The organism is Streptomyces profundus (assembly GCF_020740535.1).
GTDB classification, from domain to species: domain Bacteria; phylum Actinomycetota; class Actinomycetes; order Streptomycetales; family Streptomycetaceae; genus Streptomyces; species Streptomyces profundus.
Window position 1 is genome coordinate 3,517,253 of record NZ_CP082362.1, and the last position, 24,929, is coordinate 3,542,181.

At 71.1% G+C, this 24,929-nt stretch carries 24 protein-coding genes and 1 pseudogene; 15 read left to right on the forward strand and 10 right to left on the reverse strand.

The window, feature by feature from the left end:
• Positions 1-31: 31 nt before the first annotated feature.
• Positions 32-2,212 carry a SpoIIE family protein phosphatase gene (locus K4G22_RS15480; protein WP_228080820.1) on the forward strand — a complete coding sequence of 727 codons (2,181 nt, stop codon included), beginning with the start codon at positions 32-34 and terminating at the stop codon, positions 2,210-2,212.
• Positions 2,213-2,299: 87 nt separating this feature from the next.
• Here the strand turns inward: K4G22_RS15480 and K4G22_RS15485 are convergent.
• The 5 genes and pseudogenes from K4G22_RS15485 to K4G22_RS15505 all read right to left on the reverse strand — a co-directional run.
• A pseudogene (locus K4G22_RS15485) lies at positions 2,300-2,437 on the reverse strand (pirin-like C-terminal cupin domain-containing protein); the annotation flags it as partial.
• A 48-nt stretch (positions 2,438-2,485) separates the two neighbouring features.
• Complete coding sequence (locus tag K4G22_RS15490; RefSeq protein WP_228080821.1) at positions 2,486-2,917, reverse strand: lasso peptide biosynthesis B2 protein; 432 nt, start codon at positions 2,915-2,917, stop codon at positions 2,486-2,488.
• Positions 2,914-3,189: a lasso peptide biosynthesis PqqD family chaperone gene (locus K4G22_RS15495; protein WP_228080822.1), complete on the reverse strand. Its 276-nt coding sequence runs from the start codon at positions 3,187-3,189 to the stop codon at positions 2,914-2,916. Before K4G22_RS15495 ends, K4G22_RS15490 begins: the two co-directional genes overlap by 4 nt.
• A complete protein-coding gene (locus K4G22_RS15500; RefSeq protein ID WP_228080823.1) occupies positions 3,161-5,020 on the reverse strand; it encodes an asparagine synthase-related protein in 1,860 nt (619 codons plus the stop codon). Before K4G22_RS15500 ends, K4G22_RS15495 begins: the two co-directional genes overlap by 29 nt.
• Before the next feature lie 4 nt (positions 5,021-5,024).
• Entirely contained in the window at positions 5,025-5,162 is a 138-nt protein-coding gene (locus K4G22_RS15505) for a lasso RiPP family leader peptide-containing protein (protein WP_228080824.1), read from the reverse strand.
• A 252-nt stretch (positions 5,163-5,414) separates the two neighbouring features.
• On the opposite strand from K4G22_RS15505, the gene K4G22_RS15515 reads away from it, so the two are divergent.
• Positions 5,415-5,774 carry a hypothetical protein gene (locus K4G22_RS15515; RefSeq protein ID WP_228084297.1) on the forward strand — a complete coding sequence of 120 codons (360 nt, stop codon included), beginning with the start codon at positions 5,415-5,417 and terminating at the stop codon, positions 5,772-5,774.
• Positions 5,775-5,987: 213 nt separating this feature from the next.
• A complete protein-coding gene (locus K4G22_RS15520; protein WP_228080825.1) occupies positions 5,988-6,224 on the forward strand; it encodes a hypothetical protein in 237 nt (78 codons plus the stop codon).
• A gap of 202 nt (positions 6,225-6,426) precedes the next feature.
• Here the strand turns inward: K4G22_RS15520 and K4G22_RS15525 are convergent, their stop codons facing one another.
• Together K4G22_RS15525 and K4G22_RS15530 are read right to left on the reverse strand one after the other, a co-directional pair.
• Positions 6,427-6,909: an SAM-dependent methyltransferase gene (locus K4G22_RS15525; protein WP_228080826.1), complete on the reverse strand. Its 483-nt coding sequence runs from the start codon at positions 6,907-6,909 to the stop codon at positions 6,427-6,429.
• A 34-nt stretch (positions 6,910-6,943) separates the two neighbouring features.
• Positions 6,944-8,344, reverse strand: coding sequence for an NsdA family TPR-like regulatory protein (locus K4G22_RS15530; protein ID WP_483414799.1), 1,401 nt, complete (start codon positions 8,342-8,344; stop codon positions 6,944-6,946).
• A gap of 205 nt (positions 8,345-8,549) precedes the next feature.
• Here K4G22_RS15530 and K4G22_RS15535 point away from each other — a divergent pair, with 205 nt between their 5' ends.
• The 7 genes from K4G22_RS15535 to K4G22_RS15565 all read left to right on the forward strand — a co-directional run bounded on the left by K4G22_RS15535 (position 8,550) and on the right by K4G22_RS15565 (position 13,884).
• On the forward strand, positions 8,550-8,963 hold the full coding sequence (locus K4G22_RS15535; protein ID WP_228080828.1) for an ATP-binding protein: 414 nt from the start codon (positions 8,550-8,552) through the stop codon (positions 8,961-8,963).
• Between the two features lie 167 nt (positions 8,964-9,130).
• Entirely contained in the window at positions 9,131-9,589 is a 459-nt protein-coding gene (locus K4G22_RS15540; protein WP_228080829.1) for a hypothetical protein, read from the forward strand.
• 155 nt (positions 9,590-9,744) lie between these two features.
• A complete protein-coding gene (locus K4G22_RS15545) occupies positions 9,745-10,395 on the forward strand; it encodes a hypothetical protein (protein ID WP_228080830.1) in 651 nt (216 codons plus the stop codon).
• Between the two features lie 87 nt (positions 10,396-10,482).
• Positions 10,483-11,508 (forward strand): thymidylate synthase, encoded by a 1,026-nt coding sequence (locus K4G22_RS15550; protein ID WP_228080831.1) that lies wholly within the window; start codon positions 10,483-10,485, stop codon positions 11,506-11,508.
• Positions 11,505-12,086 (forward strand): nucleoside-diphosphate kinase, encoded by a 582-nt coding sequence (locus tag K4G22_RS15555; RefSeq protein WP_228080832.1) that lies wholly within the window; start codon positions 11,505-11,507, stop codon positions 12,084-12,086. The genes K4G22_RS15550 and K4G22_RS15555 overlap by 4 nt, the downstream gene beginning before the upstream one ends.
• Positions 12,083-13,279 (forward strand): radical SAM protein, encoded by a 1,197-nt coding sequence (locus K4G22_RS15560; RefSeq protein ID WP_228080833.1) that lies wholly within the window; start codon positions 12,083-12,085, stop codon positions 13,277-13,279. Before K4G22_RS15555 ends, K4G22_RS15560 begins: the two co-directional genes overlap by 4 nt.
• Positions 13,276-13,884, forward strand: a complete 609-nt coding sequence (locus tag K4G22_RS15565; RefSeq protein WP_228080834.1) for a 3'-5' exonuclease — start codon at positions 13,276-13,278, stop codon at positions 13,882-13,884. The genes K4G22_RS15560 and K4G22_RS15565 overlap by 4 nt, the downstream gene beginning before the upstream one ends.
• A 240-nt stretch (positions 13,885-14,124) precedes the next feature.
• Here the strand turns inward: K4G22_RS15565 and K4G22_RS15570 are convergent, their stop codons facing one another.
• Together K4G22_RS15570 and K4G22_RS15575 are read right to left on the reverse strand one after the other, a co-directional pair.
• A complete protein-coding gene (locus K4G22_RS15570; RefSeq protein ID WP_228080835.1) occupies positions 14,125-15,102 on the reverse strand; it encodes a pirin family protein in 978 nt (325 codons plus the stop codon).
• Positions 15,103-15,206: 104 nt separating this feature from the next.
• Entirely contained in the window at positions 15,207-15,713 is a 507-nt protein-coding gene (locus K4G22_RS15575) for an SseB family protein (RefSeq protein WP_228080836.1), read from the reverse strand.
• Between the two features lie 113 nt (positions 15,714-15,826).
• On the opposite strand from K4G22_RS15575, the gene K4G22_RS15580 reads away from it, so the two are divergent.
• The 3 genes from K4G22_RS15580 (at position 15,827) to K4G22_RS15590 (ending at position 20,148) form a co-directional block, all read left to right on the forward strand.
• Positions 15,827-17,653 (forward strand): acyl-CoA dehydrogenase, encoded by a 1,827-nt coding sequence (locus K4G22_RS15580; protein WP_228080837.1) that lies wholly within the window; start codon positions 15,827-15,829, stop codon positions 17,651-17,653.
• Between the two features lie 103 nt (positions 17,654-17,756).
• Positions 17,757-19,061 (forward strand): M18 family aminopeptidase, encoded by a 1,305-nt coding sequence (locus K4G22_RS15585; protein ID WP_228080838.1) that lies wholly within the window; start codon positions 17,757-17,759, stop codon positions 19,059-19,061.
• 262 nt (positions 19,062-19,323) lie between these two features.
• Positions 19,324-20,148 carry a maleylpyruvate isomerase family mycothiol-dependent enzyme gene (locus tag K4G22_RS15590; protein ID WP_228080839.1) on the forward strand — a complete coding sequence of 275 codons (825 nt, stop codon included), beginning with the start codon at positions 19,324-19,326 and terminating at the stop codon, positions 20,146-20,148.
• A 113-nt stretch (positions 20,149-20,261) separates the two neighbouring features.
• Here K4G22_RS15590 and K4G22_RS15595 read toward each other — a convergent pair whose 3' ends face one another.
• Positions 20,262-21,953 (reverse strand): Stk1 family PASTA domain-containing Ser/Thr kinase, encoded by a 1,692-nt coding sequence (locus K4G22_RS15595; RefSeq protein ID WP_228080840.1) that lies wholly within the window; start codon positions 21,951-21,953, stop codon positions 20,262-20,264.
• Positions 21,954-22,186: 233 nt separating this feature from the next.
• Here K4G22_RS15595 and K4G22_RS15600 point away from each other — a divergent pair, with 233 nt between their 5' ends.
• Together K4G22_RS15600 and K4G22_RS15605 are read left to right on the forward strand one after the other, a co-directional pair.
• A complete protein-coding gene (locus tag K4G22_RS15600) occupies positions 22,187-23,836 on the forward strand; it encodes a protein kinase domain-containing protein (protein ID WP_228080841.1) in 1,650 nt (549 codons plus the stop codon).
• A gap of 5 nt (positions 23,837-23,841) precedes the next feature.
• Positions 23,842-24,885 carry a phosphotransferase gene (locus tag K4G22_RS15605; protein WP_228080842.1) on the forward strand — a complete coding sequence of 348 codons (1,044 nt, stop codon included), beginning with the start codon at positions 23,842-23,844 and terminating at the stop codon, positions 24,883-24,885.
• Positions 24,886-24,929: the final 44 nt, after the last annotated feature.

Consider the following 24,929-nt stretch of genomic DNA (forward strand, 5'->3'; position numbering starts at 1 on the left):
AACGCTGATGAAACAGCATAGGTTCGCAGGTATGCGCACCGAGGACGTGCTGGCCGCCGCCGGGGTCGGGGTGTGGACCTGGGACGACGCCAGGGGCGTGGTCACCATGGACGCCGTCGCCGCCGAGCTGTTCGGCCTGGCAAGGGAGCCCGTGGTGCTGACCGAGGCCACCGTGCGGTCCCGGATCCATGTCGAGGACTTCGTCGTGATCGAACGGGTGGTCGCCCTCGCGGCCAGCGACGAGGAGGAGGCGGGCACCGCCCGCGAGGTCGAGTTCCGGTTGGTCGGCAGCGACAACGAGGTGCTCGGCCGGCTCCGCAGCCGGGTGCGGATCATCGACCCGGGAGGAGCCACGCCGACGCCGGGGGAGGGCTCGCTCTCCCTGGTCGGCATCCTGGTCGAGGCCACCCCGGCGGACCAGCAGGAGGTGGGCGGCGACTGGGACACCACGCGCGCCAGGGAGACCTTCGTGCTGCGTACCGGTCAGGCGCTGTCCGAGGCCAACAGCGTGCACGAGGTGCTGCGGGTGGTCGCCACCCTGACCATGCCGGGCTTCACCCCGGACGGCGTCGCGGTCTACGACCGGGAGGGCGACCACCTGCGGATGCTGGAGTACCAGGGGCGGGATCTCGACTTCTCCGCCTTCGGCTTCCCCATGCCGGTGGAAACCGACTATCCGGCGGCCGAGGTGATCCGCACCGGCCGCGCCGTCTATGTCTCCTCGCCCGAGGAGTACGCCGAGCGCTACCCGCATGTCTGGCCGGTGATCGCCCCGCTGCAACGCAGCTCCTGGGCCTATCTGCCGCTCGTGGTCGCCGGCCGCACCATCGGCGTCTGGCTGGCCGCCTTCGACTACCAGCTGGAGTTCAGCTGGGAGGCCCGCGCGACGTTCAGCAGCATCGCGCGGATGGCCGCCCAGGCGCTCTCCCGCGCCACCCTGAACGACACCGAACGCGAGCTGTCGGCCGACCTCCAGCACGCCATGGGCCCCAGCCCCATGCCCAGGGTGCCCGGGCTCGCGATCGCCGCCCGCTATGTCCCCACCGGGGCCGGGCTCCAGGTGGGCGGCGACTGGTACGACGTGATCCCGCTGCCGTCCGGCCGGGTCGCGCTGGTCATCGGGGACGTCCAGGGCCACGATGTGCGGGCCGCCGCGCTGATGGCACAGCTGCGGATCGCGCTGCGCGCCTACGCCTCCGAGGGGCACCACCCGGACGCGGTGCTCAGCCGCGCCTCCCGCTTCCTCGCCGCGCTCACCCCGCAGCCGCCCGAGGGCCGGGGCCCGGAGGGCCAGGACATTCCCGAGCAGCCCTCGGCACCGAGCGACAGCAGGTTCGCGACCTGCCTCTATGTCGAGGCCGACCCGCGCTCCGGCACCTTCGACATGGCCCGCGCGGGCCATCCCGAGCCCGCGTTGCTCTTCGACGACGGCGTGATGCAGCCGCGCCCGACGGACGGCGGGCCGCCGCTCGGCGTCGACCTGAGCATGGACTACCCGGTCACCCGGGTGAACCTCCAGCCCGGACAGACGCTGCTGCTGTGCACGGACGGGCTGTTGGAGACCGGCCGACGGGATCTGGACGCCGGCTGGGAGCGGATCCGCCGGGTGGTCGCCGGGCTCCCCGGATCAGGTCTCGAACAGCTGGCGGACAGTCTGATCGAGTCCGTGCACATCGCCGAGGACGAGGACGCGGACCAGGGCGAGGACGAGCGGGCGAGCGACAACCCGGGCAACGAGGACGACATCGCGCTGCTGCTGCTGCGCCGCGAGGAGACCGGCCGCGAGGTGCCGCGCGGCGGCACGGCGGTGCGCCGTTTCGTGCTGAACGTCGGCCAGTCGGAGCCGGCCAGGATCGCCCAGGCCCGCAGCCAGCTGACCGGTCTGCTGCACGACTGGAAGGACCGGGACGTGGTGCACGGCGCGGCGCTGATGGTCTCCGAGATCCTCACCAACGTGCTGACCCACACCGACGGGGACGCGCTGATGGTCGCCGAGGTCAGCGGGGTGGTCGGGGACCGCCGGCTGCGGGTCGAGGTGACCGACGCGAGCGACAAGCTGCCGCACCGCAGGGAGCCGGGCGAGCTGGCCTCGTCCGGCCGTGGCCTGCTGCTGATGGAGTCCCTCGCGGACGACTGGGGCGCCCAGCCGCGCGGCGAGGGCAAGACCACCTGGTTCGAACTGGGCGAACACTCGACCGCCGGCCGGGACTGACGGGCCCTCACCCCCGCCGCTCGGCCGCCCGCGTCGTCGCCGAGGGCATCCCGCGCCGAACGGTGCGCCGGGCGACGCCGGTCGCCGTCAGCCCTGCGCCGGTCCTTCGGCGTTCATGCCGTGGATGGTGGGGATGGTGGGGAGGCGGCCCTTCTGGAAGTCGTCGAAGGCCTGTTGGAGTTCGGCGCGGTTGTTCATGACGAAGGGGCCGTAGTGGGCCATGGGGCGCTCCTCGCCGATCTGCTCGTCTCGGCCCTCGCCCGCCCCTGATCATCAGGGCGTCCGCTCCGGCTCGCCGAGTGGGGGGACGCTCAGCAGGACGCGGTAGGAGTGCACCTCGTCGGGCTCGCCGACGCGGCGGCGTTCGGCTTCGACCCAGGCGTGGGCGGCGAAGGGCGGGGTGCGGACTCCGCTGCACCACGTCGGCCACACGCCGCGCATCCGGCACAGCAGCACCGTGGCCAGGGAGCGCTGGAGGCAGTACGTGCCGGCGCAGCGGGTGGATGTCGTCGTCACATGGCTCCGGGCACGCAGTGTCTCCTCGTGGGTCGCGGGGGTCGCGCGGTTCCGTAGAACGCGCAGGACGGCGACGATCCGCTTGGGGGGCTGGCGTGCCAGCAGCCGTGCCGCGAGCACCACCAGGTGGACGGGGACGCGGCGGAGCAGGGACGGGCGTTCGCCGGAGATGTCCAGGATCTGGCTCACGACGCGTTCCCCGCCTCGATCAGCCGGGCGCGGGTGAGCTGGTCCACGAGCGTGCGGATGTCCTCGGTCGCCCGGTCCGCGGTGACGGGCTGTTTCCGGGAGAGTTCCGCGGCGATCCGTTCCACCGTGGCGCCGCCGAGCAGGCCGCGGACGATGGCGGCGCCGGTGGCGTTGAGCTGCCAGTAACGGCCGCGGCGGCTGTCCAACAGGACCAGGCCGTCCTCGGTGTCGCAGCTGACGACATCAGGCCTCAGTCGCGGGCTCGGGCTCATGGGTGTGCTCCTCCAGGTAGCGCGGGGCGGGGTGCCGTTCGAGGGCGCGCAGCCAGGATTCGAGGGTTACCGATGCCTCGGCGGGGGGACCCTCGTGGGCGGGCAGCGTGCCGGGGCTGAGCCAGGCGCGGGCCAGGGCGCGCGGCTCGGCCAGCCCGGCGGCGACCAGACGCGAGTCCTCCAGCCAGCCGGCGAGGGTGCGCTGGTGGACCCGCATGCCCCGATGCCACTCCGGGGTGGCGTTTCCCTTCGTGGTGCGGTCCAGCAGCGGCTGCGGGACGATCCCGCGCATGGCGGTGGCCAGCAGCGGCTTGTACGCCCAGGGGGTCGTGGCCTCGTGCGGTCGCACCCGCAGGCAGGCTTCGACGACGGCGTCGTCGCAGAAGGGCATGTCCAGCGCGATGCCCAGGCGGTCGTAGAGCAGGGCGACCCGTCCGGACTGCTGGGCCATGTACAGCCACAGGTGCCTCCCGCGGGTGTCCGCCAGCGGCTGGGTGCGGGTGGCCGCCTCGCGCAGCAGCCCGGCGGTCGACTCCCGTGCCCGGTCCGTGGCCCAGTGCGGGAGGGACATCGCCAGGCCCCAGCCGAGCCTGACATCGCCGGCCGGTCCGTGGTCTCCCGTGACGCGTCCGGCCTCGGCGGTGAGCCAGGCCCCGAACGGGCGCCGGTCGGCCAGTGCCCGGAGTGTGGCCGTGCGGGGCCAACGCTCCTTGGCGGCGTAGGCGGCCAGCTGGCGTGTCGCGCGCCGTGGTTCGCGCCGCACCAGATCGTGCAGGTACGAGGGCGGCGGGATCACCAGCTGGTCCCCGCCCTGTCCGCACAGCCGCCGCTTCACCCCGTACGCGTGCGCCACACCGGCCAGATGCTCCTGCTGGGCCCGGTCGCGGATGCCCAGCGTCGGCTCGTCCTCCGGCTCGCCTTCGTCGAGGCCGGTGTAGTACGAGGGCAGCGCGGTGGCATCGAAGACCAGGTGTGGGGTGTCGGACGGGAGCCCGGCGGCGGCGCGGCGCGCGTAGGCGACGTCCTCGTCACCCGGCGCACCCGGGTCCAGTGTCAGGGTCACCAGCTCCGCGCCCGCCTCCGCGGCCAGGAAGCACAGCGAGGTCGAGTCCATACCGCCGGAGAGGTCGGCGGCCCACCGCCGGCCGGGCGCCACCCGTGCGCGCACCGCCGCGAGCAGGGCCTCGCGAAGGCCCTCCGCGCCCTCGGCGAGGGGGAGTTCGGACTCCGGGGGCTGCCACCAGCGGCGTTCGGCGGCTTCGCCCGCGCGCTCCAGCAGGACGGCCTGCCCCGGGGGTACGGCCCGGACGCCATCGAAGAACGACGCCTGATCGAGGGGGAACGGAGGCGTTGCCACCGAGACGAGCCGCGAGGCCACCTGGCGGAGGTCCACCGTGGCCCCGGTGAACCGGGCGAGGGTACGGGCGCGGTCCGCGACGACGGTGACGCCGTCCACCTCGGCGCGGTAGAGCCGGCGGCTGCCGGACGCCGTACCCCGGGCGTACACCCGGCCCGCCACCGAGGCGAGCAGGAAGTGGTCGCCCGCGCTCCCCCGGACGGCCGTCTCCACATCGGAGATGGCGCGTACGGCCCGTGCGCGCCCGCGCAGTCGCTCGGTGTCCAGCGTGCTGACCCCCAGGACGACGAGCCGCACGTCACCCGCCTCGGCGAGGCGTGCCGCGGACGCTTCCCAGCAACCGGCCAGCCAGGGACGTCCGGAGGCGTGCCGAACCACCTGGCAGCCGGCGTTCCGGACGCGCTCGAAGACGGCGGACGCCGCCTCGTGGTCAGGAAGGACCACGAACCAGCGTCCGCCCACGGAATGACCCATCGGGTCAGACGAGGGGGCGGAACCCGGAGAAGTCCCACCAGTGGCCGGTCCCGCCCTGAGTCATCTCGGTGTAGTCGCCGGCCTCGGCCAGCACCGGGGCCTCGTAGACCTCGGTCTCCTCGATCTCCAGCTGTCGTTCCATGGCATACCTTCCTTCCACGCGACGGGCATGCGCTGGGCGGTGAGCGGCAGCCGTCCCGCACCGCGCCTGCTGACGACTCAGGATGAGGGGCGCTGCTTTCCTCGCGCTTTCACAGTCGGCGGGAACGCACTTTCACCAAGACAGGCTTGGAGGTCGCGCGGCTGGGCGGGCGCTCACGGGCGTCGCTCGGGGCGCTCGTCCCAGCGGTGGGTGGTCCAGGCTTGGTTGATCAGGCCACGGATGGTGATGATCGTGTCCGCGAGGTCGAGGAAGGCGTTCTGCCGCTGGCACCAAGCCCGCCGACACCACCAACAACAAGCAGCCGCCCACCAAACCCTCACCCACCTCCGCACCGCCTACCACCACGCCACCCGCACCCTCACCACCCCAACTCCCACCACCGATCCACGCATCACCGCCCACTGGGCCACCGTCCTCCACACCACCCACCCCACCGCCGCCCCTTACATCACCACCGACCCCAACTGGCCCGCCCTCGCCGCCCTCCTCCACCACCACCTCCACGACCACACCTTCCAACATCGCCACACCCAGGGCGCACTCGTGCCGGGCGCGCCCAGGCCAACACCCCGCACCCGACGCAGCCACTGATGGGAGGCGCAAACCAGCCCCGACGCGGCACACAGCAACTGCCCAACGTCTCACTGCGCGGCGTCAGTAGTCTCCGGCTTTCACCGACGAAACGCGTCAAGCAGGCCGAGGGGGCGGTACCCGGAACACCCGCTTCCGTCGTACGACGCCGAGCGTTCGCCAGCGAATGGTGATCTCACTCAATCGCGAGTTCGCGGCAGCCACGTAAACCAGATGCGCCTCGGTCCCGCGCCACAGCGGGCCCGGCTGGCGGAACCGATTGTCGACAACCCGTCCTCCGCCGAGCTGTTTCCGATCCGGCTCGGCGACGTGGAAACGCCGCAAGCGCAGGCCCCTGTTCTTGATGACGAGGCGACGCTGATGCCGTTGGTCAGTGAGGTGCTCGATTTCCAGGTGTGCAGTCAGCCGGTCCAGCCATGTAGCCGCTGCGGAGGCCACCGGAGCTGGTGATGGGGTGCCCATATCCGGCTAACGCCACCTTCAGCAGACGAGTTCCTACTCAGCTGTGCCCAAACGACCTCGGTGCCCAGGCAGCGACCGATGTTCGAGAGTTCGGCACCGCGAGCAACCGTCCGGGTTCAGAGTTATCGGCTGGGGCACATCGCCAGCCAGGCGCAACGCTTCCGATCCCCCTACGAACGAATGCTGCCGCTCACCTTTGACCTGGCGCGTAATAGTCCGCCAGCATCTCGCTCGGCCAGGCCGGTTGGCGTACCTCGCCCCGGGGGCCCATTTCTTCGAACCACGGTTTGATGTCGAGGATCGGGGTGCCGTCCACCGCGTCCAGGTCCTCCACGTGGAGGTCCAGGCCGTCGACCTTGAGCAGTCGGCACCGTGAGACGCCCAGCCAGTTCAGGCGGCGCATGTTGCGGTGGGCGAAGATTCCGCCGGCCGGCCATGCCGGGTTGTTCCGTGGTCGGCGGGGCTCGGGGTGGAGGTCGGTCGGGTCGGTGAGGTGGAAGCGGAAGACGACCTCGATATGGGAGAAGTCGGCCAGGCCAACGGCCGCGCCCTCGTCGAACCGATCTCCGTCGATCCGCACGATGGCGCGCGTTCCGCCCCAGTAGTCGTCCGTCGGCTCCACGCGTCCTCCGACGACGTGTGCCACCGGCACGACCGTGAACTCCTCTGCCATCAGGCTCTCCTCCGCATACGGTCAGATTGAGGCGTCAGATTGAGGCGGATGTGGTCAGGTAGGCGGCGGCTCTGCGGTCAAGTTCGTTCACTGCCGTGATGCCGCGTCCTCGCAGGGGTGACAGCGCGGTGCGCATGTCGGCGGCGACGCGGCGGGTGCGGGCGGACTGGATGCCGTCCATGGTGTCCAGGGCGCGGTTCCAGGTGGCGCAGGCGTCGTCGATGGCGCCCTGGCGTGCCTGGACCGAGCCGAGGTCGCCCAGGGTCACCGCGTGGGTCCGGGTGAAGGACTCGGCTTTGCGGGTGCGGACGCTGCGGCGGAACTGGCTTAGGGCGCCCGGCAGATCGCCGGAGTGCCGCAGGGTATACGCCGTCTGGTGCGCCAGGCTGGCCTCGCCGAAGAAGAACACCCGCCCTGGCTCCGCCCCGTCCGGGGTCGTGGCCCGCAGGTCGTCCTCGGCGCGCAGCAGGGCGGTCGCGGCGGCGCGTTTCTGTCCGCTGGCCGCGAGGGCGCGGGCGTGCACGACGCCCAGGAGGGAGCGTTCGCGCGGGCTCGCGTCCCGGTAGCGCGCGCCGTCGACGGAGGCCGAGGCGAGGTTCAACGCCTGTCGCGGATGGCCGAGGTCCACGGCCTGGTGCGCCATCGCGCGCAGGACGTGGCCGGCCAGCGGGGCGTCGTCTGCCTCGGCGGCGAGGCTGACGGCCAGCGTGTAGTAGTGCTGGGCGGTGGCGTGTTCGGCATTGTCGAAGGCCATCCAGCCGGACAGGTAGGCCAACTCGCCGGCGGCCGAGTACATCCCGCGTCGCACCGTCTCATCGGCGAACCGGCCCCGGAGGTAGGCGCCGACGTCCGAGGTGAGGTACTGGACCACGGTGGAACGAGCGTGGCCCCCGCCATGACGTTGGTCGGCCCGGGAGAAGACGGCGATCATGTCGCGTACCGCCTCCAGGTCACGGCCGCCGACCCTGCGGGGCGCGGTCGGCTCGCGGCTGGCGGCGTGGGCGGTCTGCTGGGGCCACCACGAGGCACCCGGGACGGCGAGCGCGGCGACGGAGTAGGCGGCGGCCGAGAGGGCACGCCGGCGCACGATGTCCAAGTCCTGCCTCCCTAGTTCGATTAGGGCGTTCAGCGTATCCGCATGCCATTCCAGGGCGGGTCGGAGTCGCGGCTGAAGTAGGCCGACTTCCTCGGGACCGACCGGGCGTCGCAGGTATCGGGAGAGCGCCTCGACCAGGTAGAGCGAGGTCGGTTCCTTCGGCTCGGCGCCGGCAACCCAGTGAGCGACGTTGGAACGGTTGGTGTGCAGCGCCTGCCCGGCCTCGGCGGCCACGGCACGAACCTTGCTGGCCAGAGCCTCGTAGGTGACGCCCTCGGCCTTCAACAAGTCCCGAAGTCGCGTGTTGGGCGCACGGCCTTTCCGAGCTGGCTTCTCCATCACGCCCCCTTCGCACCGGACCCATTCCAAGGTAGCGAGGCACTGCCCGCACGGCTAAACACGCTAAACGCATCGCCACGACATGACCCCTGTCCGTGGCGGACCGGGGCTCGTTCACTGGTTGGCAAGCGTGACAGCACAGCGACTCAGCGTCAGCTGAACCAACGCGGTGCCGCCCACCCTCCACCGGACCCAGGTATCGACCATGATCGCTACGCTCAGTCCCTCCAGACAACCACGTGTCACCCACACCCTGCCGGCCGTCGCCGCCAGCACCGCTGCCGCCCGGCGGATCGTCCGAGAAGCCCTGGCCGCCTGGCTGGTGGAGTCTCTCGCCGACGACGGCGCCCTGCTCGTCACCGAGTTGGTCAGCAACGCGGTGCGACACACCGGCTCCCGCTCCCTCCGGGTCACGGTGACCCGTCTCGACCCGACGTCCGTCCGCATCTCCGTGGTCGACAAGTCACCTGACCTGCCGATCCGGGTCTCCGCGAACGACGACTCCGTGCGCGGCCGTGGCCTGGCCCTGATCGAGGCCATCACCACCCGCTGGGGCGCCGACCCGTTGCGGTGGGGCAAGCGCGTCTGGGGCGAACTGACCGTCCACACCGGTCGATGAGAGCGCGCCGTCCGGCAACCTCCGCTGGGCCGTCAACACCACACGCGGATCCGCGTCTTCCTCCTACCACCCGACCAGCCAAAAGATCGGAGTATCCAATGCCGCAGACCGTTTCTTATCCCAGGCAGCACATGGCCACCGAGCCCTCGCCGGCGAGCGAACGCGCCTTGGCAGTGCGGGTATCGCTGCTGGCGACCACGCGCGACAACCACGTGCTGATGGTCCGAGATCCCCATGTCGAGGGCGGCTGGCAGTTGCCGACGAGCATCGTCCCGCCCGGCGACTGTCCCGTTCGGACCGCGTGGCACCTGAGCGTTTCCCGGACCGGTTACTACCAGGAGGCCGCGTACGCGCTGGCCGTCAGTCTGGAACACGGCCCGTCCGGGCTCCCGATCGCGCTCGACTACATCCTCGACGGCGGCCAGTCGGACACCCCGCCCTGCGACGCGGTATCTCTCACGGACGGTGCTGGTTGGCGCCCCATGCGGGAGTTGCTGGAATCCCCGCCCGTGGTGCAGAACGCCCTGCTCGCCCTGGCCCACGGTGAGCGCGTCCCCGTCCTCGTCAACGGTGACCGACCGGCCGCCGACTGGCCGGAGCCGGACGCCGAGGACCAGTCCGCCTGATGCTGCTGGCGCTGTGCGCCGCACCGCTCGCGTTGTTGGCACCCCCTCCTTCCGGGGGGTGTCTTCACCGTCGCGTTGGTCCGGCGCATCGCTCAGGCCGACCGCGACACCGCGCAACCCCACCCCTTCAGCCCCCGCCCGGAAAGTTGATCGCAGTGCCCGAACTCCTCGTCTCCGAAGCCCTGATGACCTGGGGCCCGCGCCGTCTCCCGGTGCCCTACGCCGCGGCCTGGAGCGGCGAAGAACCCGACGGGCGAGGGGTGGCGATCCGCTCGGATCTGGCCGGCATCCGCTACCGGGACGAGACGCCCGCCGACCGCGACACCTTCGGCGTGCTGTGGGCCCGAGTTCGCGAAGCGCCCGGCGAGGGCCGCCCGAACTTCCCCGCCATGCACCCGGCACGCCAACGCCAGGTGCAGGCCGAGCGGTTGTGCCAGGTCTGCGGCAAGATCGCCAGCCACACCCGGGACGGCTGGCTGTTCCTGATGAACGACGACGAGGACTGCTACGAGGGGGCGAGGACCACCAAGCCCCCGGTCTGCCTCCCCTGCGCCGCCCTCGCCGTCCGCCTCTGCCCGCACCTGACCAACCCGGTCGGAGTACGCTCCCGTCGCCCGAAGATCTGGGGCGTCTTCGGCACCCTCTTCGGCCCCACGCCGAACGCCCGGCTGAAGGTTCATGAGGACGACCACCTGCCCTACGGACACCGGGGCACGGAATGGTTCCTGGCCTCCCAGCTGATCGTGGAACTCAAGCGCTGCACCGTTGTGGACCTCGACGCGGAGCTCGCGGCGCTGATCGGTTAGCCGTGCCAGCCTTTCGGCTTGCCGAGCCTTGTCGCTCGGCTGGCCCGCGTCATGAACGACCCCGATCACTCAACTCTCGGAGGTCTCATGCACCAACCGCCCGCGTATGCCACCTTCGAGGACGCCTATCTTGATGTCCTCGCTCACATCGACGGCGCGTTCGAGTACCGCAACGCGCCCCGGGGGAACAGCAGCCACGAGTGTCTTGGCCTGTCGTTCCGCCTCAGCGACCCACGTCAGCGCGTGCCCTATCTGGCGGCGCGGCGCGTCAACCCGGTCTTTCACTTCGCCGAGGCGCTCTGGTACCTGGCCGGCCGAGACGATCTGGCGATGATGGCGCACTATTCACCCCGGATGCGGGACTTCTCCCGCGACGGAGTCACCATCGGTTCGGCTTACGGGGCGCGCCTGTTCAACCCGGTGCCCGGCTCCGGGCAGTCCCAGTTCGACCGGGTTCTGGACCTGCTGCGGACGGAGGCCGACAGCAAGCGCGCGGTGCTGTCGGTCTTCCGCCCGGAGGAGTTGGCGGTGGCGAACAACCCGGACGTGTCGTGCGTCGTCGCCCTGCACCTCCTGGCCCGTGAGGGCCGGTTGCACATGGTCTGCTACATGCGGGCCAACGACGCCAACCGGGGCCTGATCGCCGACATCTTCTCCTTCACCCTCATCCAGGAGTTCGCCGCCAACCTGCTCGGCCTGGAACTGGGCAGCTACACCCATCACGTCGGCTCCCTCCACCTCGGCGAGCGCGACTTACCCCAGGTGCAACGGGTGCTCGGCGAGGCGCGCACCCGCGACACGTCCCCCGTTCGGGCGTTCCCCTTCCTGGAGTTACCGCGCGAGACAACCTTCCAGACCATCGCCTCCGTGTTGGAGCACGAGCACCTGCTGCGCATCAACCAGGCCGCGTACGAGCCGGACGACATCGCCGCGTTGGGCCTGCCGCGCTACTGGCAGCAGGTTCTCCTGCTCTTCGAGGCCCACCGCCAGATCACCCACCACCCCGGCGAGCCGGTCACCGAGCCGGTTCTCGCCGCGCTGGACCCGGGGTTCCGGTGGCTGATGGCCCGCCGCTGGCCGCGCCGTATCGCCCCTGCCGGAGGCGGGCGGTGATCCCCGCCGCGCGGGCGCCGGAGTTCCGGGGCGGGGTACTCGGCGGGATCGACTGGGAGCGGTGGAGCGTGGTGCTCCTCAAGCCCGACTGTGTGCGCCTCGGCCTGGAAGACGCCGTGTTGGACCGGCTCGCCACGGTGGCCGACATCGCCGCCAGGACGACGCTCACGGTCGCCGACTGGCAGGTCTTCGTCCACTACTGGGATCTGCTGGTGGACGCGGACTGGTTCGACGTGGACGTGCCCGGCGCGCTGCGCACCATGTACGTGGGCCACCGGGTCACGGTCGCGCTCGCCCACGGACCGGCCGGAATCGCCGTGACGCTGCGTGGGCTGCTGGGGCACTTCGACCCGTCCCAGGCCGCCGCCGGCACCATCCGCGGTGATCTCGGGACCGACAGCCTGGCCACCGCCCGTGCCGAGGGCCGACTGGTGCACAACCTCGTGCACACCAGCGACGACCCCGCCGCCGCGCGCCGCGACTTCGGCACCTGGTACGGCGCCCACCAACACCAACTCCTCCACCCCACCCGCCCCGACCTGCCGCACGCCCGCGACGCCAGGAGGCCCCAGCCATGAACACGAACCACCCCACCGCCGGCCACCGCCGGACCCTGCCCTTACTCAGCCAGCGCGAAATCGCCGCGCTGAAACCCGAGTTGGCCGAGGTGATCGAGTACCGCAAGTCCGGCCTCTCCCTCAACCACATCGTCGGCTGCCCGCTGGACTGCGGCTACTGCGTCCGCCACCTCTTCGGCAACTACGCCATGAAGACTCCTCGGGCGCTGATGAGCGACGAGGAGGCTGTGGCCCAACTCGTCGGCCACCGCTACTTCCAGCCCCACCGCACCCCGGTCCAGATCTTCAACCGCGCGACCGACCCGATGCTCCCGCCCGTCAAACCGCACACCTTCAACGTCCTGCGCCTCCTCGACCAACAAGGCCTGACCAACCACGTCCTGGTCATCACCCGCTGGCGCGTCGAACCCGAGGACTGCGCGGTGCTCAACTCCCTCCGCAACATCACGTTGACCGTCCTGGTCACCCACTCGGGTATCGACGCCCCCAGGATCGAGCCGGCCGACTCCCGCATCGCCGCCGCCAGCCTGCGCACCCTCCACGCCCACGCGCGCCGCTACCGCACCGTCCTGTACTGGCGCCCCATCGTCCCCGGCCTCAACGACACCCCCACCCACCTCGCCCGCGCCCGCGAACTCGCCGAACACGCCCACGCCACCGTCTTCACCGGCCTGTTCTACCGAGACGAGATCGCCGCCTACTACCAGGCCAACGGCCTACCCAGCCCCTACGAGGACACCGCCCGCCGCAAGATCCTCCCCGAGGACACCGAAGACCGCATCCTGGCCGCCTTCCACCGCGCCGGCGACCCCAACACCCGCTACGGGGCGCTCTTCCGCAAGACCTCCTGCGCCGTTGCGTACGCCCACGGCCGAGCCGACTACAACGGCCACTACGGCATCCGCGAACTCTGCGACATCTGCCCCCGCGCCCAACTCAACCTCTGCGCCGACGCCTGGCACACCCCCGACCCGGCCGAGGTCACCGAACAGGCCCGCGCCCTCGGCGCCACCGGCGACGTCGAGGTCACCGAGTGGGCCATCATCGTGGAAGGCTTGGACGAACCACCGCGCTACCACCTGCAACACGCCTACGGCTACCAGTGCCACGACCGCGCCAAGCCACACCACCACCGACGCCACGGCCGCGCCGACATCGGCTGGCCGACCCCCGCCCGGGACGGGACACCATGAACGACTTCACCACCTGGCCACCGCTGTTCGTCGTGGACGTCGAGGGCAACGGCGCCAACCCACCCGACCTCGTCGAAGTCGCCGCCCTCCCCATCCGCGATGGCCAACCCGACAGCACCACCGCAGGACACTGGCTCATCCAACCGCCCAACCCCGTCACCCCGTTCGCCGCCCGCGTCCACGGACTCACCACCCAGCAGCTCGCCGACCACCCCAGGTGGGAAACGGTCGCGCCGCAGGTGCACGGGCTGCTCAGCGAGGCATGGATCTGCGCCCACAACGCCCACGTCGACTACCGGGTACTCTCCCGCCACCTCCCCGACTGGCGGCCGGCCGGCGTCATCGACACCCTCCGCCTCGCCCGCGCCACCTACCCCGACGGACCCCGCCACACCCTCGACGCCCTCATCACCCACACCGGCATCGACCTCACCCACGCGCCCGCTCAAAGACACCGCGCCACCTACGACGCCTACGCCACCGCCCACCTGCTCCTCACCATGGCCACCCACTACGACGACTGGGACGCACTGCGCGCCACCGCCGTGCCCCCCGGCCTCCCGGGGGACCGACAGCCAACCGAAGACGCCCCCGGACTGTGGTGAACGCGGATCGCGTCCGGCGAAACGACCTTCCGACCGCACACCCACGGCAGCACTGCGGGGCGGGGACTGGCTCCTGGGTGTCGATCGCGGTGCCCAGGAGGTAGGGGAGGCGGACGGCGTCCAGGTCGTGAGGGTCACTTCGTAGGGCTGGGCGGTCTGCTCGGTGATGCCGCGGTCCGACCAGTCGATGACGGTGCCGGGCCGTTCGGAGCCGATCAGGGTCCGCCTGAGAGGTCCCGACTAGCTGCGGGGCCCCTCCGCGTTCATGCCGTGGATGGTGGGGATGGTGCCGAGGCGGCCCTTTTGGAAGTCGTCGAAGGCCTGCTGGAGTTCGGCGCGGTTGTTCATGACGAAGGGGCCGTAGTGGGCCATGGGCTCGCGGATGGGTTGGCCGCCGAGGAGGACGATGTCGAGGTCGGGGGTGTTGTTGTCCTGCTTGTCGTCGGCGCGGATGGTGAGGGAGGTGCCGTTGCCGTAGACGGCGGTCTGGCCGAGGTGGATGGGGCGGCGGTCGGGTCCTGCGGTGCCTCGGCCGGCGAGGACGTAGGCGAGGGCGTTGAAGTCCTCGCGCCAGGGGAGGGTGAGCTCGGCGCCGGGGGCGAGGGTGGCGTGGATCAGGGTGATGGGGGTGTGGGTGGCGCCGGGTCCTGCGTGGCCGTCGAGCTCGCCGGCGATGACGCGGAGCAGCGCGCCGCCGTCGGGGCTGGTGAGCAGGCCGACGCTGGTGCTGCGGAGGTCCTGGTACTTGGGGGCCATCATCTTGTCCTTGGCCGGCAGGTTGACCCAGAGCTGGATGCCGTGGAAGAGGCCGCCGGACATGACGAGGGACTCGGGCGGGGCCTCGATGTGGAGCAGCCCGGAGCCGGCGGTCATCCACTGGGTGTCGCCGTTGGTGATCGTCCCGCCGCCGCCGTGGCTGTCCTGGTGGTCGAATATGCCGTCGATGATGTAGGTGACGGTCTCGAACCCGCGGTGCGGATGCCACGGGGTGCCTTTTGGCTCGCCAGGCGCGTATTCGACCTCGCCCATCTGGTCCATCATGATGAACGGGTCGAGGTGGCGGTAGTTGATGCCGGCGAAGGCGCGGCGGACGGGGAAGCCCTCGCCCTCGTAGCCGGTGGGCGCGGTGGTCACGGTCAGCACCGGGCGCGCCACGGCGTCCGCCGGCGCGGCCACGCGCGGCAGGGTCAGCGGGTTCTCGACGGTGATGGCGGGCATGGGACAACCTCCTCGAACGAATCATTCCCGAGGGAACGTATGTCCGAGGTTAGTTGAACAGTCAACTTTAGTCGAGGGTGCGGCGCCCCGCTCCGGGCGGCGGCTCAGCCGTACAGCCTCCGCATCGTGTACTCGACCATCTCCTCGACGGACTTGGCGTCCAGCACCAGTCGGTGCTCGCCCTCCATGTCCAGGGCGAAGCCGTAGCCGCTCGGCAGCAGGTCGAGCACCTCGCCGCCGGTCACCGTGAAGTGCCGCGACTCCTTGCCCGCGTAGCGGCGCAGCTCCTTGAGGGAGGTGAAGAGCGGGATCACCGGCTGCTGGGTGTTGTGGAGCGCGAGGAACCCCGGGTTCTCGCCGCGTGGGCAGTAGATCTTGGCGGCGAGGAAGGTGTCGTGGAACTCCTCGCTCGACATCGCGCCCGAGGTGTAGGCGCGCAGCGCGTCGGCCAGGGTCGGGGGCGCGGGCGGTCCGGCCTGGGCGGCCGGCGGCGGCTGTTGTTGCTGCTGCTCGGGGTAGTAACTCTGGCCGCCGTAGCCAGCGACCGGCTGCTGAGGCGCGCCATAGGGCTGCTGTCCCGGATAGCCGGGCTGCTGGTCGTAGCCATACATGCCGGAAAGACTACTGACTCACACTTGACCGGTTTCCGCTTGCTTCTTATTACCAGTGGGTAGCATCATGGCGTTACTTACCGGTACCCATCGCCAGCTACGGAGTCGTCGTCATGGGGCACTACAAGTCCAATCTCCGCGACATCGAGTTCAACCTGTTCGAGGTCCTGGGAAGGGACGCCGTCTATGGCAGCGGCCCGTTCTCGGAGACGGACACCGACACCGCGAGGAGCGTGCTCGCCGAGATCACTCGCCTCGCCGAGAACGAGCTTGCCGAGTCCTTCGCCGAGGCGGACCGCAATCCGCCGGTGTTCGACCCCACGACCAACACGGCGCCCGTCCCCGAGACGTTCCGCCGCTCCTACCGCGCCTATATGGACGCCGAGTGGTGGCGGATGGGCATCGGCGAGGAGCTGGGCGGCATGAACGCGCCGCGCTCCCTGGTCTGGGCCGCCGGCGAGAACGTCCTCGGTTCCAACCCGGCCATCTGGATGTACGCCTCCGGCCCCAGCTTCGGCCGTGTCGTGTACGACGAGGGCACCGAGGAGCAGCGCAAGATCGCCCGGCTGATGGTGGACCGCGAGTGGTCGTCCACCATGGTCCTCACCGAGCCTGACGCCGGCTCCGACGTGGGCGCCGGGCGCACCAAGGCGATCCGCCAGGAGGACGGCACCTGGCATATCGAGGGCGTCAAGCGCTTCATCACCTCGGGCGAGCACGATCTCACCGAGAACATCATCCACCTGGTGCTGGCCCGCCCCGAGGGCCATGGCGCCGGCACCAAGGGCCTCTCCCTCTTCGTCGTGCCCAAGTACGACTTCGACTGGGACAGCGGCGAGCTGGGCGAGCGCAACGGCGTCTACGCCACCAATGTCGAGCACAAGATGGGCCTCAAGGTCTCCAACACCTGCGAGGTCACCTTCGGCGCCAACCACCCGGCCAAGGGCTGGCTGCTCGGCGAGAAGCACGACGGCATCCGTCAGATGTTCAAGGTCATCGAGCTGGCCCGGATGATGGTGGGCACCAAGGCCATCGCCACCCTCTCCACCGGCTATCTCAACGCGCTCGAATACGCCAAGGAGCGGGTGCAGGGCGCCGATCTCACGCAGTTCACCGACAAGACGGCCCCCCGCGTCACCATCACCCACCACCCGGATGTGCGCCGCTCGCTGATGACGCAGAAGGCGTACGCCGAGGGGATGCGTTCGCTGGTCCTCTACACCGCCAGCGTGCAGGACGACATCGCGGTCAAGGAGGCCGCCGGCGAGGACACCGCCGCGGAGAACGCGCTGAACGACCTGCTGCTGCCGATCGTCAAGGGCTATGGCTCGGAGCGCTCCTACCAGCAGCTGGCCGAGTCCCTACAGACCCTCGGCGGCTCCGGGTACCTCCAGGAGTACCCGATCGAGCAGTACATCAGGGACGCCAAGATCGACACCCTCTACGAGGGCACCACGGCGATCCAGGGCCAGGACTTCTTCTTCCGCAAGATCGTCCGCAACCAGGGCGTGGCGCTCAGCGGGATCGCCGAGGAGATCAAGAAGTTCCTCGCGGAGGCCCCGGGCGGCGAGGAGCTGGCCACGGCCAGGGAGCAGCTGGGGCGCGCGGCGTCCGAGCTGGAGGCCCTGGTCGGCGTGCTCCTCACGGATCTGGCGGCCACCGAGAAGGATGTCCGCTCGCTCTACAAGGTCGGCCTCAACACCACGTCGCTGCTGCTCTCCTCCGGCGATGTGATCGTCGGGTACCTGCTGCTGCGCGGTGCCGCCGTCGCGGCGGCCAAGCTGCCCACGGCGTCGGCCAAGGACATCCCGTTCTACCAGGGCAAGATCGTGGCGGCCCGGCACTTCGCGGCCACGGTCCTGCCGGCGGTCGCGGTCGCCCGAGGCGTCGCCGAGGGCACCGACCTCTCCCTGATGGATCTGGACGAGTCCGCCTTCTGACGCGGCCCGCCCCGCCCCGTTCCTCCTCCGGGGAGGAGCGGGGCGAAGGCTGTCGGGGGCGGGGCCGGGCGCCGGGGCCTGAGGCGTTCGTATGCTGAGGGGCATGAACGCACCTTTCGACCGGGCTCACACGGATGAGCTGATGGCCTTCCTGGCGGGCTCCCCCTCCCCGTACCACGCGGTGGCGAGCGCCGCCCAGCGCCTGGAGAAGGCCGGCTTCCGGCAGGTCGAGGAGGCGGCGCCGTTCGACGGCACGGCCGGGGGCCGCTATCTGGTGCGCGGTGGCGCGCTGATCGCCTGGTATGTGCCCGAGGGCGCGGCGCCGAGCACGCCGTTCCGCGTGGTGGGAGCGCATACCGACTCCCCCAACCTGCGGATCAAGCCCCATCCGGACGCGGGCGCGCTGGGCTGGAAGCAGCTGGCCGTGGAGATCTACGGCGGCACCCTGCTCAACACCTGGCTCGACCGGGATCTCGGCGTCTCCGGGCGGCTGGCGCTGCGCGACGGCCGGCAGGTCCTGGTGCGCGTCGACCGCCCGCTGTTGCGCGTGCCCCAGCTCGCCGTCCATCTGGACCGCCAGGTGAACGAGGGCCTCAAGCTGGACCGGCAGCGGCACATGATGCCGATCTGGGGCCTGGGCGGGCCCAGGGAAGGCGAGTTGATCGAGTTTCTGTCCGCCGAGGTCGGGGTCGCGCCCGGCGAGGTGCTGGGCTTCGACCTGATGGCGCACAGCGTGGAGCCGCCCGCCTATCTCGGCCGGGATCGCGAGCTGTTGGCGGGCCCCAGGCTGGACAACCTGCTCTCGGTGCACGCCGCGGTCGCCGCGCTCGGCTCCGTCGGCTCCGCCGCCGGAGAGCCTCCGCGCCATATCCCCGTGGTGGCCGCGTTCGACCACGAGGAGACGGGGAGTCAGTCCGACACCGGCGCGGAAAGCCCGCTGCTGGGCTCCGTGTTGGCCCGCTCGGTGCTGGCCAGGGGCGGCGGCCTCGACGAGCAGGCGCGGGCCCTGGCCGCCTCGTTCTGCCTCTCCTCGGACACCGGCCACGCGGTGCACCCCAACTACCCCGAGCGGCACGACCCCGGGCACCACCCGATCGCCGGCGGCGGTCCGATCCTCAAGGTCAACGTCAACCAGCGCTATGCCACGGACGGCGCCGGCCGGGCCGTCTTCGTCGCCGCCTGTGAGCGCGCCGGGGTGCCCTGGCAGTCCTTTGTCTCCAACAACGCGATGCCCTGCGGCACCACGATCGGCCCGATCACCGCGGCCCGCCACGGGATCGCCACGGTGGACATCGGCGTCGCCATCCTCTCGATGCACTCGGCGCGCGAACTCTGCGCGGCGAACGATCCGTTCCTGCTGGCCAACGCCATGGCGGCGTTCCTCGGCGAGGGCGCGGAGCGGGGCTGAGCGGCCGGCGTCGACGGGGCCCTGTGGCAGGGCTGACGAGGTCCCGTCGCCGTTTGGTGAAACTCGTCCGCAACAGTGTGGTTACGGGGCCGGGGGGTGGCGCACTGCACGGCGTCGCCGCCCGGTCTCCATCGCACCCCTTCAGTGGCTATGGGCGGCTTGGGCACCCTAGGATTCGTCTCCAGAAAGCATTCACCGGTTGCGCCCGCGCGGCGTAACGTGTGAACACCCAGCCAGCGACGAAACCGCCACGAGGGGTCCCGTGACCGTGCATTCGAGCCTGCAACCGTCTGTCGATGCCTGGACCCAGTCCATCGAGTCGATATCCGAGCTGGCGGCTTCGCTCGTTGACGGGGAGTGGAACCGCCCCACCGAACGCGTCGGTTGGTCCGTGCGCGACCTGGTGTCGCATGTGATCGGCGGCGAGTGCGAGGCGTTGGGCGACCCCCGGCCGATCCACACCCTGCCCCGGGACCTCTACCACGTCACCGACGAGACCAGCAGGTACAACGAGGTGCAGGTCGATGTGCGGCGGCACCACACCGGTCCCGAGATGACCAGCGAGCTGGAGTACACCATCATCCGCCGCTCCCGGCAGCTGCGGAACGAGCGGCGCGGCGCCTCGGATCTGGTCTCCCATCCGCTGTACGGGAAGATCCCGCTGGCGGACTACCTGGAGCTGCGGGTCTGCGATGTCTGGGTCCACGAACAGGACTTGAGGCGGGCGTTGGGCCAGCCCACCACCCTGGACACGCCGGCCGCGCTGATCGCCCGCGACGTGCTCTTGCAGCGGCTGCCCAAGGTGGTCGCCGAGGACGCGGGGGCGCCCGTCAAGTCGGCGGTGGTCTTCGACGTGACCGGGCCCGTGGAGTTCCTCCGCACGGTCCGGGTCGACGAGAACGGCAAGGGGGCGGTGGACGGCAGCCCGTCGCTGGGGCCGCTGGTCACCTTCACGCTGGAATGGGAGATCTTCACCCGCGTGGTCACCGGACGGTTGCGCGGCAGACGGGCCGCCGAGAAGGTCAGGGTCGAGGGGGAACGGCCCCTGGCCGACCGCATTCTGGCCTCTCTCGCGACCCCATGGTGAGCGGGAGCCCCGCCGTTGAGCGGCCGGAGCTGAACGGCCGGAGCTGGGCGTGCGGGGCGTTTCACGTGAAACGCCCCGCTTCCCGCGTGGCGTCAGCGGGTTGACGCGCGGGGTCAGTTGACCGGCTCAAGGCCGGTGGAGACGACCAACTCGATGTAGAGGTCGTCGTCTTCGGGGTCGTAGGGCTCGTGCGCCTCGGGCGTCTGGGAGACGACCATCCCATCGCCCTTCAGGGTCTCGTCCTTGTAGGTGAGATCCTCCTCGTAGGCCCAACCGGCCGCGCGGAGGCAGTCCTTGACCGAGTTGATGTGGAAGCCGTAGAAGTCCGGCATCACCACCGCGCCCTCGTGGTCGTCCTGGTCCCAGTAGTCGTTGGCGCGGGTGCACTTGTTGGTGTCGATGGCCTGCTCCGGGTCGCCCTCGACATAACGCCGCTCCGGACGCTCGGTCTCCTCGCCCTGGCCGCCGTCGCCCCCCGGCTCCGGCTCTATCTCGGTGCCCTGACTGCCGCCGCCACCGCTGCCCGCCTGATCGTCCGTCTTGTCGTCCCCACCGTTGACGAGCACCACGATGGCGATCGCGGCGACCAGCGCGATGGCCGACACCGCCGCGACCGCGATCAGCCACGGGTTGGTGCCCTTGCGGGAGCCGTCACCGCTCGAACCGCCCGCGCCCTGTGCCGCGTTCATCTGGTAGGCCGACGCGGCGCCGTGGCCCGGGGGCGGGGTGGCCGGGGCGCCGGTGTTGGGGTAGCCGTAGCCGCCGGTGGGCGGCGTGTGCGGGGCCGGTGCGTAGGGCGAGGGCGGCGGGGTGCCCGGGGTCGGCGTCGGGGCGCCGAACTGCGGGAAGACCGCCTGCGACACGGCCGAGCCGCTGTTGGTCGCGGTATGCGCGTTGGGGTTGATCATCGGCGCGGCGCCGGTCAGCGTGCCGGCCACCTGGAGGCACGCGGTGCGGAAGACCTCGGCCGAGGGGAACCGCTCGTTGGGGTTCTTCCGCAGGGCCTGCGCGACGATCGCGTCCAGCGCCGGCGGCACCGAGGCGTTGATCGCCGAGGGCGCCGGGGGCTCCTCCTGGACATGCGCGTAGGCGATCGCCAGCGGCGAGTCCGCGTCGAACGGCAGCCGTCCGGTGAGCAGTTCGAAGAGCAGGACCCCCACCGAGTAGAGGTCGGACCTGGCGTCGACGCCCCGGCCCAGCGCCTGTTCGGGCGAGAGGTACTGCGGGGTGCCCACCACCATGCCGGTCTGGGTCATCGCCGTGACCCCGGACTGCATGGCCCTGGCGATGCCGAAGTCCATGACCTTCACCACACCACGGCGGGTGAGCATCACGTTGCCCGGCTTGATGTCGCGGTGCACAAGGCCCATCTCATGGCTGATGTCCAGCGCCGCCAGCACATCGGCGGTGATCCGGAGCGCCTTGTCGGCCGGCATCGCGCCATGGGCGGCGATGTCCGCCTCCAGCTCGTCGCGCAGCGGCCTGCCCTCGACGTACTCCATCACGATGTACGGCACCTGCGCGCCGTCCAGATGGTCCTCGCCGGTGTCGAAGACGGAGACGATGTTGGTGTGCGCCAGCTTCGCCACCGACTGGGCCTCGCGCTTGAAGCGCTCGCGGAAGGCGTCCTCCCGGCCCAGCTCGCTGTGCATCGTCTTGATCGCGACCTGCCGGTCGAGCATCGCGTCGTAGGCGAGATGGACCGAGGCCATGCCACCGGTGCCGAGCACGTTCCGCAGTTGGTACCGGCCGCCCCCCACCGAGCGCCCGGGAAATTCGGCAGGCGGCTGCGCGTGGTCACTCATCCGACTGATCCCCCTAGGGCGGCGTCACTGTTGCTCCCGCACCGCCCCATCGGACGGGGGTGCCGCACCGCGCATCATACGAACTCGTTGTTTTCCGTCCCCAGTCTGCCCCAGCACCCCCGAACGTCAAGCTCGTTGTCCGTTCCGTGACCGGCGGTGATGCGCTCAATTTGTCAGCGCTACCCCGGAACGGGTTTGATGGTTGAGCGATCCAGCTACTACGGCGAGGACTGATGGCACAGGTGCGAGGCGCTGCTGGCTCCGGCGACGAGGAGTCGGACCAGCCCGGCGACCAGGTGCCCGACTCCCCGGAGCTGTGGGGTAACAACGGGTTGGTCGGAGAGGGTCGCTATCGGCTCACCGGCCGTCTCGGCCAGGGCGGCATGGCCGAGGTCTTCGCGGCGGAGGATGTGCGGCTCGGCCGCACGGTGGCGGTGAAGCTGCTCCGCTCCGATCTGGCGCAGGACCCCACCTCCAAGATCCGCTTCACCCGCGAGGCACAGTCGGTGGCCGGCCTCAACCACCACGCCGTGGTGGCCGTCTACGACTCGGGCGAGGAGCAGGTAGGCCGCCAGGTCGTCCCCTATATCGTGATGGAGCTGGTCAACGGCCACACCATCAGGGAGCTGCTCTTCGACTCCGAGGCGCCGCCGCCGCCCGAACAGGCGCTGGCGATCGTGGCCGGAGTGCTGGAGGCGCTCTCCTACAGCCACCACCACGGCATCGTGCACCGCGACATCAAGCCGGCGAACGTGATCATCACGGAGACCGGCAGCGTCAAGGTGATGGACTTCGGCATCGCCCGCGCGCTGCACGGCGCCGCGCAGACCATGACCCAGACCGGCATGGTGATGGGCACGCCCCAGTACCTCTCGCCCGAGCAGGCGCTCGGCAAGGCCGTCGACACCCGCTCCGACCTCTACGCGGTCGGCTGTCTGCTCTACGAACTGCTCGCCCAGCGCCCGCCGTTCGTCGGCGAGACGCCGTTGGCCGTCGTCTACCAGCATGTCCAGGACCAGCCCAGGCTGCCGTCCGAGGTCACCCCTGGGTCGCCGCCGGAGCTGGACGGCCTGGTGATGCGTTCGCTGGCCAAGGACCCGGACGACCGTTTCCAGACCGCGGAGGAGATGCGCGGTCTGGTGCAGTACGCGGCCCGGATGCTGGAGGAGCACGGCGGCCACACCGGCGGCCTGTGGAACACCGGCTCGGTCGCGCCCTCCACCACGCCCCCGATGGGCACCCAGGCCGCCGCGCCGGCCGGCCGGGCCAACACCCCGCCCACCGGCCATCTCACCGCCCCGCTGCTGCTCGGCGACCCGGGCGGCGATCCGTCCGACGAGGAGAGCACAGCGGCCCGGCGCGGCCGGCACAACCGCGCGAAGATGCTGCTCTTCGCCCTGCTCGCCGTGGTGGCCATCGGCACCGGCGTGCTGGTCGCGGCCAACCGGGACGGCGGTGGCGAGGCGCCGACGAGCCCGGACGAGACCACGGAGCCGCCGGTCACCGAGCCCGAGGAGACGGAGCGGGAGACCGACGACCCCACGGAGCCAGAGGACACCTACGAGCCGCCGGCGGACGACGACTACTACCCGAGCGATCCGGGCGGCAGCCCGTCCGAGAGCGACACCGGGGCCCCCACCGAGACGGAGGAGCCTCCGCCCTCCGAGACCGAGGAGCCCGACGACCCCACGGAGCCCGAGACGCCGCCCACCACCCCGCCGGACGAGGACCCCGGCGGCGCTTCGGACGGCGGCGACCCCGAGGGCGGTGGCCCGGGCGACAACAGCGGTGACCCGGGCAACCCGGGCGGCGCCGACAACGGCGGTCCGGAGGGCGGGGACCCCGCCGGCGCCGGGGATCCGCAGGGCGCGGCCAGTTCCTGACCGGTATGCCGCTTCTCACCACCCGGCCCACCCTTCCCGAGCACACCCTCACCGAGCTGTTGGGCCACTACCGTGCCGGCGAGCCGCTCAGCTGCGAGCCGATCACCGAGGGGCTCCTCAACCACGGCTACCGGCTGGCCACCACCAGGGGCCGCTACTTCCTGAAGCACCATCTGGACGGTGATCCCGAGGCGATAGCCCCGCTGGTCCGGCAGCACCGGGCGACCGCGGCCCTGGCCGATCTCGGTCTGCCCGTCGCCCCGCCGTTGGCGGACCGGGAGGGACGCACCGTGGCCGTGCACCGGGGGCGCTGCTACGCGCTGCACCCCTGGGTGGAGGGCCGGCACCGGGACGGCGCCCAGCTCAGCCCCGCCGAGAGCCGCCGCCTCGGTGCCCTGCTCGGGCGGGTGCACGGGGCCCTTGAGCAGGTGATAGGGCGTTCCCCCAAGCCCAGGCCGGCGGAGCGGGCCGCCGTCGCCCCGCTGGAGACCCATGCGGTGATCGACCAGCTGCTGGCGCACATCAGGGCGCGTGCCCGCCGCACCGGCTTCGACGAACTGGCCGAGCACCGGCTGTTGGAGCGTCGCGCGCTGCTGCGCACCCACGCGCACCTGCGCCCGGGACCCGCCGAGGTGCCGGCCGAGGGCTGGGTGCACGGCGACTTCCACCCGCTCAACCTGCTCTACCGGGCGGAGGGCCCGGTGGAGCCGGTCGCCATCGTGGACTGGGACCGGCTGGGCGTGCAGCCCCGCGCCGAGGAGGCGGTCCGCGCCGCCTGCATCTTCTACCTCCGCCCGGACGGCGGTCTCGCCCTGGGCAAGATCCGGGCCTACGCCACGGCCTACCGGGAGGCGTCGGGCGCCTCCCCCGACGAGCTGGCCGCCGCCGTGCACCGGGTGTGGTGGGAGCGGCTCAACGACTTCTGGATGCTGCGCTGGCACTACGAGCGCGGGGACGGCCGCGCCGATCCCCAGTTTCCGGCCGCCTCCGCGCTGGTCGTCTGGTGGACGCGGCACGCCAGGGCGGTCAGGGACGCGTTCTGCGGCTGAGCCGGTGCCCGGCGGCGCCCCCCGGGACGAACGTCCCGGGCAGG

What these genes read in the sequence shown, in the direction of transcription:
- K4G22_RS15480 (WP_228080820.1), top strand. Translation starts at nt 32, where the DNA reads ATGCGCACCGAGGACGTGCTGGCCGCCGCCGGGGTCGGGGTGTGGACC.
- K4G22_RS15495 (WP_228080822.1), bottom strand. Translation starts at nt 3,189, where the DNA reads ATGAGCCCGAGCCCGCGACTGAGGCCTGATGTCGTCAGCTGCGACACC.
- K4G22_RS15500 (WP_228080823.1), bottom strand. Translation starts at nt 5,020, where the DNA reads ATGGGTCATTCCGTGGGCGGACGCTGGTTCGTGGTCCTTCCTGACCAC.
- K4G22_RS15505 (WP_228080824.1), bottom strand. Translation starts at nt 5,162, where the DNA reads ATGGAACGACAGCTGGAGATCGAGGAGACCGAGGTCTACGAGGCCCCG.
- K4G22_RS15520 (WP_228080825.1), top strand. Translation starts at nt 5,988, where the DNA reads ATGCGCCTCGGTCCCGCGCCACAGCGGGCCCGGCTGGCGGAACCGATT.
- K4G22_RS15525 (WP_228080826.1), bottom strand. Translation starts at nt 6,909, where the DNA reads ATGGCAGAGGAGTTCACGGTCGTGCCGGTGGCACACGTCGTCGGAGGA.
- K4G22_RS15530 (WP_483414799.1), bottom strand. Translation starts at nt 8,344, where the DNA reads ATGGAGAAGCCAGCTCGGAAAGGCCGTGCGCCCAACACGCGACTTCGG.
- K4G22_RS15535 (WP_228080828.1), top strand. Translation starts at nt 8,550, where the DNA reads ATGATCGCTACGCTCAGTCCCTCCAGACAACCACGTGTCACCCACACC.
- K4G22_RS15550 (WP_228080831.1), top strand. Translation starts at nt 10,483, where the DNA reads ATGCACCAACCGCCCGCGTATGCCACCTTCGAGGACGCCTATCTTGAT.
- K4G22_RS15560 (WP_228080833.1), top strand. Translation starts at nt 12,083, where the DNA reads ATGAACACGAACCACCCCACCGCCGGCCACCGCCGGACCCTGCCCTTA.
- K4G22_RS15565 (WP_228080834.1), top strand. Translation starts at nt 13,276, where the DNA reads ATGAACGACTTCACCACCTGGCCACCGCTGTTCGTCGTGGACGTCGAG.
- K4G22_RS15570 (WP_228080835.1), bottom strand. Translation starts at nt 15,102, where the DNA reads ATGCCCGCCATCACCGTCGAGAACCCGCTGACCCTGCCGCGCGTGGCC.
- K4G22_RS15575 (WP_228080836.1), bottom strand. Translation starts at nt 15,713, where the DNA reads ATGTATGGCTACGACCAGCAGCCCGGCTATCCGGGACAGCAGCCCTAT.
- K4G22_RS15580 (WP_228080837.1), top strand. Translation starts at nt 15,827, where the DNA reads ATGGGGCACTACAAGTCCAATCTCCGCGACATCGAGTTCAACCTGTTC.
- K4G22_RS15585 (WP_228080838.1), top strand. Translation starts at nt 17,757, where the DNA reads ATGAACGCACCTTTCGACCGGGCTCACACGGATGAGCTGATGGCCTTC.
- K4G22_RS15595 (WP_228080840.1), bottom strand. Translation starts at nt 21,953, where the DNA reads ATGAGTGACCACGCGCAGCCGCCTGCCGAATTTCCCGGGCGCTCGGTG.
- K4G22_RS15600 (WP_228080841.1), top strand. Translation starts at nt 22,187, where the DNA reads ATGGCACAGGTGCGAGGCGCTGCTGGCTCCGGCGACGAGGAGTCGGAC.
- K4G22_RS15605 (WP_228080842.1), top strand. Translation starts at nt 23,842, where the DNA reads ATGCCGCTTCTCACCACCCGGCCCACCCTTCCCGAGCACACCCTCACC.